The sequence below is a fragment of the Dactylosporangium sp. CS-047395 genome (genome assembly GCF_050942185.1).
Lineage (GTDB): Bacteria > Actinomycetota > Actinomycetes > Mycobacteriales > Micromonosporaceae > Dactylosporangium.
Genome location: NZ_CP192015.1, coordinates 6,820,949 through 6,834,375 on the forward strand (window position 1 = coordinate 6,820,949; position 13,427 = coordinate 6,834,375).

The following is a 13,427-nucleotide window of genomic DNA, read 5'->3' on the forward strand; positions in this document are numbered from 1 at the left end:
GCGGCCAGCCTAGAGGTGTCGAAGTCCCGTCCGAAGTGGTTCGCTGCGGGGGCTGCGCTCGTAGCATCCGGGCAGGGGAAGCCGGGGGGAAGTGCGGGCGGCCGGGGAGGGCGGGCCTCGTGGCGGACGACTGGAACGGCGACATCTACATCATCAGCGACGAGTCCTCGTACAAGGGCGACGGGCGGATCATCCTGCAGACCGACTCCGCGTGTGAGATGTTCGAGCAGCTCTACGAGGAGGCCAACAAGAACGCCGCGGTCGGGGTCGGGGCCGATGTGCAGGCGCTGGCGCGGGCCGAGCGGGCCTGCCGTGAGGAGACGGCCGCGCGGGTGCCGCCGAAGCCGCCGCCGCAGCCGGTCACGCCCAAGCGGCCGCCCGCGGGTCAAGGCGCGCCGGTGGCGCCCAACGGGGAGGACTCGCCGCGCGAGCAGGACGCGCCGGACGTGCGGGCGAATGTGAAGATCACGCGGGTACCGTCGCCGACTGCTGTTGATCCGAAGCGGCCCTCGGATGCGGTGTTCGAGCGGGTCGAGCCGAAGCCGCCCAGCGTCGTCGGGGCGATCCTCAATCCCGGGTTCACGCCGGCGGAGGTTGAGGCGATGCTGCGCCGGGCCGAGCGCAACGAGCCCGAGCCGGGGCAGCCGCACCCGTCGCACGCCGGGCCGAGTGCCGCGCGGCCGGCCGCTGAGGCGGATCCCGTTGACCTCTTCACCGGGGCGTTCACGGTGGCGGGGACGGATCTGGTGGTGCCGACGCCGCTGTTGCCGATTCGGTTCGAGCGGTGCTATCGCAGCGGGCGACCCTACTACGGGCCGTTCGGGTACGGGTGGGACCACAACTACAACGTCTTCCTGCGCCCGCTCACCGGCGGCGACGTGGCGCTGTGGACCGGGCGGCTGGCCGAGCGGCGGTTCACCGCCGTGGCGGACGGGTTCGAGCCGGAGGCCGGGCTCACCGCGCGCCTCGAGCGTACCGCCGACGGGTTCAAGCTGGTCCATCCGCAGGGGCTGCGCTGGCAGTTCAGCCGGCCCGCGGGGTGGGGTGACGGGCTGCGCACGCCGTTGACGGGCGTTGCCGACCGGTTCGGCAACCGGCTGCGGTTCAGCTACGACAGCCAGGACCGGCTGGCGGCCGTGCTCGACGACGCCGGGCGCGGGTTGCTGCTGCGGTACGGCGACTGCGGCCTCCTCGAACACGTCACCGACGACACCGGGGTGCGGGAGGTGCGCTACGACCACGACGGGGAGGCCGCGCATCTGGTGCGCGTGATCCAGCCCGGCACCGCGCGCTACCCGGGCGGCGTGGTCACCCGGTACGAGTACGACGCGAGCGCCGAGCACCCGGCGATGCGGCACAACATCCTGCGGATCGTCGACGCCGACGGGCGGGTGGCGGTGCACAACGAGTACGCGGGGCCGGGCGAGGGCTGGTCGTTCAACGCCGTGACCCGGCAGCTGGCGGGCGACTACGAGTACCGCTTCGGGTACGAGCCGATCCAGTACGTCCCGTCGCTGGAGGAGAACCTCGACGTCCCCGCGGCCCGGTCGTGCGTGCGGCGGCCGGACGGGGCGCTGCACACGTACACCTTCAACTGGCGCGGCGATCTGCTCGACCATCGGTTCCGGCTCAACCGCGACCGCACCGCGCGGGTGGTGGTGACGCGGGCCGCCTACGACGCGGCCGGGAACACCGTCGAGGCGGTCGGGCCGTCCGGGATCCGGATGCTGCGCACCTACGACACCGGCAATCCGGACCCGTGTGCGCGCGGGAACCTGCTGCGGGTCGAGATCGCCGCGCCGGTCACCGGGATCGTGCCGAGCCGCACCCTGTTCGCGGCGAAGTACGAGCCGCGGTACCAGTTGCCGACCGAGGTCAGCACCGAGGGGCAGGGCACCACGCGGCTGCGCTACGACTTCGACGTCGCGCCGGCCGGCGGCACCGGACGGCTCGCCCGCGTCGAGCTGCCGGCCGCGACCCTCGACGACGGCACGATCCAGCCGTCGGTACTGACCATCGAGCACAATCCCGCCGGTCAGCCGGTCGCCGCGACATCCGCCGCGGGGCGCCGCGTGGCAATGGAGTACCTGAGCGGCGGGCGCACCGGCGGCTGCATCCACCGGACGGTCACCGATCCGGACACCGCCGCGCTCGCCACCGCCGTCGACTACGACCCGCTCGGCTTCCCCGCGGCCCTGACCGCGCCCGGCGGGCGGCGCACCGGGCTGCGGCACAACCTGCTCGGGCAGCTCGAGGAGGTCACCGCGCCCGAGGTGGACGGGGTCGCGGCGGTGACCCGGTGGTGGCTGGACGACTCCGGCGGCCTCGTCCAGCTGACCCGGCCCGGCGCCCGGCCCGGGGAGGAGCTCACCGACCGGATCGTGCGCGACGCCCTCGGCCACGCGGTGCAGGCGATCGCCGCCGCCGGGGACCCGGCCGAACGGCGGTACCGGCAGAAACTCGACGCGGACGGCCGCGCGGTCACCACCTGGAGCCCCGGCGGGCTGCGCGTCGACAGCGTGTACGGCGAGAACGGCGCCCTCGTCCGCCGGACCGAGGCCACCGGCACGAGCGCCGCGCGGACCTCCACATACGCGCACGACGTCGCCGGCCGGGTGACCCGGGCGACGAACCCGCTCGGCCAGGTGACCCGCTACGGGTACGACGTGTGGGGCCGCATCCGCAGCGTCACCCGGCCCTCCGGCGCGGTGTGCACGTACACCTGGGGCGCCGGCGACCGGGTGGTGGCGCTGGCCGTCACCGAGGCCGACGGCACGCCGCTGGCCCGCACCACCTGGGACTACGACGAGCGCGGCCGGACCCGGTCGCAGACGAACTGGGCGTTCGACACCGACCCGGCGGCGGCCGTGCCGCTGACGACGAGCTACCGCTACGACGCCGACGACAACGTGATCGCGGTCCAGCCGCCGCGGGGTGCGCCGTGGACGTACCGGTACGACGGCTGCGGTCGGTTGTCCTCGGCCACCGACCCGCTGGGCGGCGTGCGCACCCTCGGCTACGACCCGGCCGGCGACCTCGTCAGCCTGACGGTCAGCGAGCAGGGCGTGTCCACGGTGCACGCCTACACCTACGACGGCCGCGGACGCCTCACCGGCAGCCATGTGGCGGGCGACGTGACGCAGTTGCGCTACGACAACCGGGACGTCCTGGCGGAACGGGTCAGTGAGGGCGTGCGTACCGACTTCGAGACCGACGCGCACGGCAACGTGACGGCGACCGTCGTCGACCCGGCCGGGCTGGCGCTGCGCACGCGGGTCGGGTACGACGCCGACGGCCGGGCCGTGACCTGCACCGACCCGGCCGGCCGGGGCACCACCTGGCAGCGCGACGCCTTCGGCGAACCGGTCGCGGTCACCGGGCCCGACGGCCTGACCTGGCAGCGGTCCTTCGACCCGGTCCAGCGGTCGCTGCGCCGGCGGATGCCGTCGGGCAACGAGACCACGCTGACGTTCGGGGCGCATCCGGGGCCGGTCGCGCTGACGTCGGCCGCCGCGCCCGGCTACGACCCGGTGCCGCCGTACGAGTTCGGGTACGACGGTCTGGGCCGGCTGACCCGGGCGGCCGACGGGGTGACCGAGGTCCGCCGCCGGTTCGACAGCCTCGGGCGGCTCGTCGAGGAGCGGGCGGCCGGGCGGACGGTGCGGCTGGCGTACGACGACACGACCGGCGCCGTCGACCTCGTGTACCCCGACGGGCGTACCGAACGCACCGAGCAGACCCCGGACGGCCGCCCGGCGCGGGTCGTGCTGACGGCGGCCGGCGCGCTGGGCGGCACACCCGGCGACGTCCTGCTCGACCTGGCGTACACCGCCCAGGGCCACCTCGACCGCGCGACCTACGGCAACGGGGTGCGCGCCGACTACGGCCACGACACGCTGGGTCGTCCGGTCCGCGTGGACTACCGCACCGGCGAGGCCCTGCTGGAGTCGTGCCGCATCCGCCACGACGACCGGGGCCACCGGGCGCTCGTGCAGTGTCTCGGCGCACCGGGCGCCGACGTCCTGCACGGGTTCGACGGGGCCGGGCGGCTCGTCGAGGCGCGCTGGGGCCTCGGCCTCGGCCCGCTGCCGGACGCGAGCACCGCGGCGGCCCAGGCGGCCCAGGTCGACGCGGCAAGGCTCGGCGCGGCCGGCGCGCCCGGGGTCGCCTACGACCTCGACGGCGGGGACGGCCGGGTGGCCCGCCGCGGCCGCAACGGCGGGGTTCCCGACCTGGCCTACGGCACCGGGCCCGACCACCGCATCGTGCAGGCCGGTGCCGAGGTGCTGAGCTACGGCCCGGACGGCCGGTGCACCGCCGACGGCCGGTTCCGCTACCGCCTCGACGCCCTCGGCCGGGTCGTCGCCGTCACCGACACGGCCACCGGCACCGTCGTGGCGGAGCTGCGCCGGGACCCGTTGGCGCGGGTCCGGTCCGGCACCAGCGGCGGGACGTCGTTCGAGCGGTGGTACGCCGGGGACGCCGTGCACGAGACGATCGGCGGCGGGCTGCGGCAGACCTCGCCGCACCCGCTGTGGCCGGCGCCGCTGTGCGTGGTCGACGGCGCCGGTCCGCACTACCAGCACCAGGACGACGCGTGGTCGACGATCCTCGTCACCGACGCCGCCGGGGGCGTCCGGCGGCGGCTGCGGTACGACCCGTTCGGCGCCCCGGCCGGGTTCGCCGCCGACGGCACGCCCGAGCCCGGCGTCCCCGACGGCGTCCGGTGGCGGGGCATGCCGCCGCTGGGTGACACCGGCCTGTACGCGACGCCGCAGCGCCTCTACGCCCCCGCCCTCGGCGCCTTCCTCGACCGCGATCCCCTGCTCTACGCCGACAGCCCCTCGCCCTACGTGTTCGCCGGCCACAACCCCGCCGATCACGCCGACCCCACCGGATGGGCCAAGCAGGCGCTCGGCCCGCCGAGCCTGCCGCGGCAGGCCTGGGACTGGTTCTCCGAAGAAGCGAAGAAGCCGCTCTGGTACTACGACCCGCACGACCCCAGCGACCTGCTCCCGCAGCACCGGGGCGTCGACACCGGCAACGTCGTGACGAACCTCCTGGCCAACACGTTCATCGGCGTCAGCAACTTCCTCGCCCGGCTGATCAACCTGCCGGGCAACCTGCTGGCCATCGGCAAGCACGGCCTGCGCGGGATCGGCTGGTCCGACACCGACCTCGACGCCCTCGACATCATGCTCGTCGAGACGCGCCTCGCCGAGGTGTTCAAGGGCGTCGGATATGTGGCCTCGCTGGCCGCCGACGCCCTCGGCTGGCGGCGGGCCGTCGCGCCGGCGGTGGGCGCGGTGGCGACGGCCCAGCGCAGCCGGGCGCTGCCCGTCGTGGCCGCCGAACTCGAGGGGCCGCCGCTGCCCGAGGTGATCATCCCCTACGACCCGGTGATGCGGATCAACCCCACCACCGCCAACTGGGTGCGGTCCGTGCTGGAGTGGGCGATGACCGAGCAGGGGTACTTCGAGCGCGGCGTCCGCCCCGTCGCGCTGGACAACCGCCTGCGCCGCTGGGCCCGCCGCTGGATGGACCTCATGGGCCACGACCGCGAGGGACTGCAGGCGATGCACCCCATCGACGACCTCATGGGCGGCTCGTGGCGGCGCGGCGGGAACATCGGCACCACGTACTACTTCGGCGAGCAGGAGATCAACGGGGCGTTCGGGCGGATGGTCTCCAACGAGCTCGGCCGGCTCGGCGTGCGGACACCCGGCCAGCGCTTCACCGTCCGCTTCGTCGGCGACTGGCCGAGCTACATCGACGTGCCGCCGACCGCGCCGATCGCCTCGCCGCCCTGGCTCACGTCGCAGTACCTGCAGGACCTGGCGGCCGCTCAGCGGCGGCCGTAGTCCGGGTGACGGCCAGGCCGACCTGCTCCAGGCGGACCCGCTGCAGCGTCTGCGGCGAGACGGCCAGCCGGTCCGCGAGGTCGGCCGCCGACCCGGCCGCCAGCTCGGACAGCGGCAGCGCGGCGACCCGGTCGGCGGCCTCGCCGAGCTCCTCACGCAACCGGCGGGACAGCACGACCCGGTCGTGGCCCTCGCGCAGCCGGTCGCGCAGCCGCGGGGCCAGCAGGGCCCGGGTGGCGAGATCCGTCTCGGCGAACGTGTGCTCGCCCACCGCGTACCGGCGCGGGCTGTTGACGCTCGCGACGATGAACTCCTTGAGGTCCGCGGCCATCGCGTTGACGCCCCGCAGCTGGGTGTCGTGCCCGTCCGGCAGCGAGAACTTCTGCGGCAGCGGCGCCTCGAACGTCACGTACGGGTGCTCCTGCTCCAGCCGGTCGCGGTCGTCCGGGGTGTGGATGCGCGGCGGGCGGCCCTCCTCGCCGAACTCCAGGCACGCCTGCAGGTGCCGGCCGGTGGCGAAGGCGCCGCTGCTGACCACCTCGTCGACGACCGGGTGCGGCTCGGCCTGCTCGCCGTAGACGACGTAGGTCGCGGTCAGCACGGCACGCGTCATCGGGGTGGACGGGTAGCTCTCCGGATGGGCGGGCGGCTTCGGCGGGTTCGGGTACGCCGTCGTCACGATCTGGATGTAGTCGTTGAAGACCGTCACCACCCGGTCGGCGTTGATGATGTCCGTGAGGTGCTCGTCGTAGCCGCCGTTGCCGCGCGACTTGTCGACCCGGAACCCGGCCGGCAGCTTCACCTCGTCGACGAACGTCTGCGGGGAGTCGGCGGACGGGTTGGTGAACCAGTGGTCGACCTTGACCTCGCCCGGCTGCTGGAACTGGTCGCGGACCATCCGGGTGACCGTGTGCGTCGTCCGGGCCACGTGCATGGTGTCCAGATGCGCCGACAGGCACAGCATCCTGGCGCTCTTCGGCTGTTCGACGACGAAGAAGAACTCCTGGATGCCCTCCAGCTTGCGCATCCAGTTCAGGCCGTCCTTGCCGTCGCCGAGCTGCGCGGCGAGCGTGTGCGGGCGCGGGAAGAGCACGAACAGCGCCCGGTTGGTCCCCAGGTGGTACGAGTCGAGCTGGTGGTACATCTGGGTCAGCTGCGTGGTGTGCGACGTGGTCTCGCGCCGCTCCTGGCTGGCGTCGGACTGGTTGATGTCGACCTGGGTGCTGCTCCAGCCCTGCTTCGTCGTCGACTCCAGGCCGTAGGTGCCGGCGATCGAGCCGTACCCGGGCACGCCGGCCGCGATCGCCAGCGACCCCGACTCCTTGTCCGACGACTCCGTCGAGCGCGTCGAGCTGTTGCCCTTCGTCACCTGCAGCCCGGTCGAGGAGCGGCTCATCAGCTCGCCGGTCTCGGTGACGGCCTCGAACACCTCGCGCTTCTTCGGCTCGAAGTCGGTGATCACCGGCATCGACGCGAAGTCCCGGCCGCGCACGAGCCCGGGCCCGGACGTGAACGCCACCTGCGCCAGCGCACCGACGCACGGGAAGTAGCTGTCCAGGAACCGCGAGATCGTGGTCCAGGCCGCGGCGGCGTACGCGTCCTCGCCCTGCGGCCGGGCCGGCAGCTCCTCCCGGGTCGGCTGGTATCCGGTGATCGAGCAGACGACCCGGAAGTAGACGATCCGGCTGTCGGCGTACTCGGGCTGGTCCACCTCCGGCAGGAAGTAGAACAGCGCGAGGGAACTGCGCCACTTCAGCGGGTACCGCGCGAAGTCCACCCCACCGGCCAGCATGTCGCCGCTGGCGAGCACGCGCCGCCACGGGATGTCGACGGGTAACGGCAGCAGATTGAGCGACATGACGGCAGCATCCCGCGGATCCCGGAGGCGGTACACCGTACTGTCGGAAACCCCGCTCACGTGGTCCGCAGGGCGTCGGTGGGGTTCAGGCGGGCGGCGCGGACCGCCGGGTAGAGGCCCGCGGCCGCCCCGATGACCAGGGCGGCGCCGAGCCCCGCCCACACCCCGTTCGCCGGCAGCAGCGGTTGCCAGCCGCGGTACGTCGCCACCCCGTACGTGACGGCGGCGGCCAGCACCGTGCCGGCCACGCCGCCCAAGGCCGACAGCAGCAGCGACTCACCGAGAAATTGCACCGCGATGTGGCCGCGGGTGGCGCCGAGGGCGCGGCGCAGGCCGATCTCGGTACGCCGCTCCAGCACGGAGATGACCATGACGTTGGCGATGCCGACGCCGCCGACGAGCAGGGCCACGGCGCCGAGGCCGAGCAACAGGGCGGTCGTCGAGTCGGCGACGAGCAGGCGGGAGGCCAGGGCGTCCGACGGGCGGCTGACCGTGACGCTGCCGGGCTCGGTCGGGTTGGCCGCCCGGCCCAGCGCTGTCGCGACCGACGAGGTGCGGTCGGGGTCGGTACGCACGTACAGGCGGGTCGGGTGGCCGTCGTAGCCGAAGTACTCGGCGGCTACCGGCTCCCCGATCAGCACGGCGCGGTCGATCTCCGGGGCGAGTTCGAAGGGGCGCAGGATGCCGGCGACGACGAACCAGTGCGAGTCCACCCAGATGCGGGTGCCGGGGCCGGCGCTGGTGATGCCGAGCGTCGAGGCGGCGGCGTGGCCGAGGACGGCGACCGGGTAGCGGCCGGTGGCCTCGTTGAGGAAGACGCCCGTGCCGAGGTGGCCGCCGAGGGTGTCGAGCAGCGTGGGGTCGGTCGTGCGGACCTCGATGCCGCCGCCGCGGTACGACGGAATCTTGTCTGTGCGGAAGACCTGGACACCTCGGATGGCGGCGGTGGCGGTGACCTTTTCCACGCCCGCCGTGCGCGCGACGCCGGTCGGGGCGGTCGCCGGCAGCTTGGCCTCGTCGCCGCCGACGCGGGTGCCGTTGGCCACGGTGAGCAGGTCGGTGCCGAGGCGGTCGATCCGGGCCAGGAGGTCGGCCTGGCTGGAGCGGGCGATGCCGAGCACGCCGGCGATGGCGGCGATGCCGATCGCGATGCCCAATGTGGACAGTGCGGCGCGCAGGGTGCGGCTGCGCAGGCCGAGGGTGGCCAGGGGCAGCAGGTCCGCGGCGAGCACCCGGGATCTCATGCGGCTCCTCCGGAGTCGGAGTCGGAGTCGGAGTCGGCGACGATCCGCCCGTCGTGCAGCCGGACCCGGCGGGGGCAGGCGGCGGCGACGGTGGCGTCGTGGGTGATGACGAGCAGGGTCACACCGCCGGCGTGCAGGTCCTGCAGCAGGGCGAGGATCTGGGCGCCGGTGGCGCTGTCGAGGTTGCCGGTCGGCTCGTCGGCGAGGACCAGCGCGGGCCGCCCGACGATGGCGCGGGCGATCGCCACGCGCTGGCGCTCGCCGCCGGAGAGTTTGCCCGCCTGGTGTACGGCCCGATGCGCGAGACCCACCCGCTCCAGCGCCTCGGCCGCGGCGCGCCGGCGGTGCCGGGCGGGCACACCGCGGTACAGCAGGCCGGTGGCGACGTTGTCCACTGAGGACAGCTGGTCGAGGAGGAAGAACTGCTGGAACACCACCCCGAGGGCGTGTGCGCGCAGGCCGGACAGCTGCCGGTCGGTGAGGTCGGCGACGGCCCGGCCGGCCAGGTGGACCGTGCCCGACGTGGGGCGGTCCAGGCCGGCGGCGAGGTTGAGCAGGGTGGTCTTGCCGGAGCCGGAGGGCCCGACGACGGCCACCATCTCGCCGGTACCCACGGTCAGGTCCACGCCCCGCAGCGACTCGACCGGCGGGGTGCCCGGGTAGGTCCGGCCCGCGTTGTGCAGGCGCAGCACGACGTCGCTCACGAGGCCGGCACCTCGACCCGGGCGCCCTCGGCCAGTCCCTCGCCGGAGACCTCGACCGTGCCGGCGTTCTCGTCGAAGAGCCCCGGTTGTACCGTCACGAGCCGCCGGCCCGCCGCGTCCACGACGGCGACCTGGTAGCCGCCGCCCGCCCCGGCCAGCAGCGCGGTCACCGGGACGAGCAGCACGCCGCGCCGCTGCGCCCCGGTGATCGAGACCTGCACGGGGGCCTGGTCGAGCACCGGCGCGCCGGGCGGGAGCGTGACGGTGACGATCATCGGTACCGTCGCCGGCCCGGCCTGCCCGTTGCTCTCGGTGCCCACCGTGGCGACCGTGCCGATCTCGCGCACCGTGCCGGCGACCGCCGCGTTCAGGCCGGGCACCGACACCTGCACCGGGTCGCCGGCGTGGACGGTGGCCTGCCGGGAGGCGGTCAGCGCCACGCGCACGACGCGGGCGGTCGAGGAGGCCGACAGCACCGGCGCGCCGGGCCCGGCCGAGCCGCCGGGCTGGACGAGCGCCTCGCCGACGCGCAGCGCGCCGGGCAGGAACACGATCTGGCCGAGCGGCAGCTGCCCGGTGCGCTCGGCGACGGGCCGGCCGCGGGCCTTCTGCCAGCGCCGGATCGCCGTCGCCGTGGCGTCGGTGAAGTGCCCGTCGACGGTGATGGCGTGCTGCGGGTCGAGGCCGAGCTCGACGAGGTTCTGCTCGAGCTGCTGCACGTCGGCGCCGTCGCTCATCCCGAGGGCGAAGTCGCGGTAGGCGGGCGTGGTGCCGTAGAGCAGCACCGCCGGGACGCCGCCGACCGCGAACAGGTCCGCGCCGCGCACGACCGCGGTCCCGGGCGCGGCCACGGCGGTCACCACGCCCCCTGGAAGCCGGCTGACGACCGTGTACGCCCCGTCGAAGCCCAGCGCGCCGGCCACCTGCACGCGGGCCGTCACATCCCCGCGGGCCACCGGCGCGGTCGTCGTGCGCACCTGCGGCCCGGCGACCGGCGCGGCGGCGGGCCGGCGGGTCACCGCCCAGCCGACCAGGCCGGCCGCGACCGCGAGCACCGCGGCGCCGCCCGTCCATCCCCGGCCCCTCACGAGATCGCGATCTTCTTGTCGTACAGGTGCTTGCACGCGTCGATGGCGCTCAGCACCCGCTCGGACTTGCCCTCCTGCTCCAGCGGGGTACCGACGAGCGGGAAGGTGCCGTCGGGCTTCGGGTCGGGGAAGCCCTCGATGCCCTGGTCGCGCATGCACTTGGCGAAGGCGCGCAGCTTCTGCATGTCCTCGGCGCTCGGCGTCGGGTCCCGGTGCGGGTCCGCCAGCGACATCGACTCGTCCATGATCGCCTTGCACTCGGGCTGCTGCTCCATGATCGAGCGGATTTGCTCCTTGAGGTCCGGGCCCTGCGCCGGCCAGACCAGATCGCCGTTCTGGATGTCGGGGTCCGGGAAGGCCGGGTACCCGTGGTCGCGGGCGCACTGCGCGAAGCGGCGCCCGATGCTCAGCGCCCGGTCCGAGTCGAAGCTCGCGCTCGGCGCCGCACCCGGGCCGCCGGAGCCGGACGAGCAGCCGGCGAGGCCGCCGGTCAGCCCGCCGGTCAGCGCGGCCAGCAAGGCGATCACCATCAACGGTCGACGTGTCATGGCCCCAGGTTCGCCGCCCGGGCCGCCGCGCGCGTCTGGCCGCCGGCCGACCCCGGCATCTGTCCTACGACGGATGTCCGGCCCCGCTGCCCCACGTACGCTGGGCCGATGCAGCTCAGTCCCGGGCGCCGCCGGCTCTGGCTGGACGTCGCGCTCGTCGCCGTGCTCGCCGCTGCGACCCTCCTGTGGAGCGACACCGCCCGGATGTTCCTCGAACCGGACGACAAGGTCCTCTACACGTTCGGCTCGGCGGCGGCGTGGCGCACCCACGTGCTGTGGTGGTGGCTGTTCGCCGTGCCGGCCGTCGCCGCGATTCCGCTGCGGCACCGCCGGCCGCTCGCCGCGATGCTCCTGGCCGGCGTCTCGGCCGGCGCGCACCTGCTCGACCCGTTCCTCAAGTCGCCGCCGCTGGACGCCGCCGTGCTCGTCGCCATGTACGCGCTGGCCGGCTCCCACCACGCCCGCCGGACCGTGGTCGCCGTGCTGGTCGCCGCCGAGGCGGTGCTGTTCGCCGGTGGCCTGGGCAACCATCTCGCGCTGTTCGCCGGGCCGAGCGCCGCGTCCCCGGCCACCGGCGGCGAACGGCTGGGCAAGGCGGCGTACGGCATGCTGGACGGCAACCTCCTGCCGGTCCTGCTCGAGGTCGTCCGGTCGGTGAGCGTGCCCGCGCTACTGCTCGCGGCCACCTGGGCGGTCGCCGACAGCGCGCGGACCCGGCGGGCCCACCTGGCGACGCTGCAGGCCCGCGCCGACGACCTTCAACGCGAACAGCAGCAGCGCACCGCCCTCGCCGTCGCCGCCGAGCGCGGCCGCATCACCCGCGAGCTGCACGACGTCGTCGCGCACGGGCTGTCCGTGATGGTCGTGCAGGCACAGGGCGCGAAGGCGATGCTCACCCGGCAGCCCGACCGCACCGACGCGGCGCTGGGCAACATCGTCACCACCGGCCGCGCCTCACTGGCCGAGATGCGCCGGCTGCTCGGCCTGGTGCACACCGGACCGCACCCGGAGCTCGCGCCCCAGCCGGGCCTGGCCACCCTGCCGGCCCTGATCGACCGGGTGCGGGACAGCGGCACCCCGGTCGACCTCCGGGTCACCGGGGAGCCGCCGACGCTGCCGGCCGTCGTCGAGCTGGCGACCTACCGGATCGTGCAGGAGGCGCTGACGAACGCGCTCAAGCACGCGACGCCGGGGGCCCGCTGCACGGTCGGCCTGGCGTTCGACGCCGCCGGTGTGACCGTCCGGGTGGCCGACGACGGCGCCCCGGTCCCCGCGCCGGTGCCGGGCAACGGCCTGCGCGGTCTCGCCGAGCGGGTCCGCGCCCTGGGCGGCGACCTGCGGGCCGGACCCGCGGACGGCGGCGGGTTCGAGGTGCGGGCCCGGCTCCCCGTCGCCGCCACGCCCGCGGAGCTCGTCGCGTGATCCGTCTCGTCATCGCCGACGACCAGCTGCTGGTGCGGGCCGGTTTTCACATGATCATCGATGGTACCGACGACATGTCCGTCATCGGCGAGGCCGCCGACGGGCTGCAGGTGCTGACGGTCGTCGCCGCCACCCGCCCGGACGTCGTGCTCATGGACGTGCGCATGCCCGGCATCGACGGCATCGAGGCGACCCGCCGCATCCGGGCCGCGCACCCGGCCGGGGAGCCACCGCACGTGATCATCCTGACGACGTTCGACCTGGACGAGTACGTCTACGCGGGCCTGCGCGCGGGCGCGGCCGGCTTCCTGCTCAAGGACACCCTCGACGGCGAGCTGCTGCAGGCCGTGCGGGCCGTCGCGGGCGGGCACAACGTCGCCGCCCCGACCGTCACCCGCCGCCTCGTGCAGCACTTCGTCGCCACCGGCCCGCGGACCGTCGACACCGCGCCGCTGGCCGCCCTGACCGCCCGCGAGCGCGACGTGCTGGAACGCATCGCCGAGGGCCTGTCGAACCAGGAGATCGGCGCCCGGCTGGCGATCTCCGAGGGCACGGTCAAGACGCACGTCAGCCGGATCCTGGCCAAGCTCGGCCTGCGCGACCGCATCCACGCCGTCATCTACGCCCACCAGACCGGCGTGGTGCGGTAGGCCACCGCGATGCCCGGGCCGGTGACGGCTCGCCACCAAAGGGCCGGCACTT

8 protein-coding genes are annotated in these 13,427 nt (G+C 74.6%); 3 read left to right on the plus strand and 5 right to left on the minus strand.

Translation table 11 applies throughout. The features are described from left to right. Positions 1-119 precede the first annotated feature (119 nt). Complete coding sequence (locus ACQP00_RS32060; protein WP_433202279.1) at positions 120-5,861, plus strand: DUF6531 domain-containing protein; 5,742 nt, start codon at positions 120-122, stop codon at positions 5,859-5,861. On the opposite strand, the gene ACQP00_RS32065 is transcribed toward ACQP00_RS32060, so the two are convergent. The 5 genes from ACQP00_RS32065 to ACQP00_RS32085 are packed head-to-tail and all read right to left on the minus strand — an operon-like array spanning position 5,812 to position 11,303. After that, complete coding sequence (locus ACQP00_RS32065; RefSeq protein WP_433202282.1) at positions 5,812-7,719, minus strand: hypothetical protein; 1,908 nt, start codon at positions 7,717-7,719, stop codon at positions 5,812-5,814. The genes ACQP00_RS32060 and ACQP00_RS32065 overlap by 50 nt on opposite strands. 56 nt (positions 7,720-7,775) lie before the next feature. Further along, a complete protein-coding gene (locus ACQP00_RS32070) occupies positions 7,776-8,963 on the minus strand; it encodes an ABC transporter permease (RefSeq protein WP_433202285.1) in 1,188 nt (395 codons plus the stop codon). Beyond that, positions 8,960-9,667, minus strand: coding sequence for an ABC transporter ATP-binding protein (locus ACQP00_RS32075; protein ID WP_433202288.1), 708 nt, complete (start codon positions 9,665-9,667; stop codon positions 8,960-8,962). The genes ACQP00_RS32070 and ACQP00_RS32075 overlap by 4 nt, the downstream gene beginning before the upstream one ends. Then, positions 9,664-10,755, minus strand: a complete 1,092-nt coding sequence (locus tag ACQP00_RS32080) for a peptidoglycan-binding protein (protein ID WP_433202291.1) — start codon at positions 10,753-10,755, stop codon at positions 9,664-9,666. Before ACQP00_RS32080 ends, ACQP00_RS32075 begins: the two co-directional genes overlap by 4 nt. Further along, a complete protein-coding gene (locus ACQP00_RS32085; protein ID WP_433202294.1) occupies positions 10,752-11,303 on the minus strand; it encodes a hypothetical protein in 552 nt (183 codons plus the stop codon). Before ACQP00_RS32085 ends, ACQP00_RS32080 begins: the two co-directional genes overlap by 4 nt. A 108-nt stretch (positions 11,304-11,411) precedes the next feature. On the opposite strand from ACQP00_RS32085, the gene ACQP00_RS32090 reads away from it, so the two are divergent. Then, positions 11,412-12,725, plus strand: a complete 1,314-nt coding sequence (locus ACQP00_RS32090) for a sensor histidine kinase (protein ID WP_433202296.1) — start codon at positions 11,412-11,414, stop codon at positions 12,723-12,725. After that, positions 12,722-13,375, plus strand: a complete 654-nt coding sequence (locus ACQP00_RS32095) for a response regulator (RefSeq protein ID WP_433202299.1) — start codon at positions 12,722-12,724, stop codon at positions 13,373-13,375. The genes ACQP00_RS32090 and ACQP00_RS32095 overlap by 4 nt, the downstream gene beginning before the upstream one ends. The last annotated feature ends 52 nt before the right edge of the window (positions 13,376-13,427 follow it).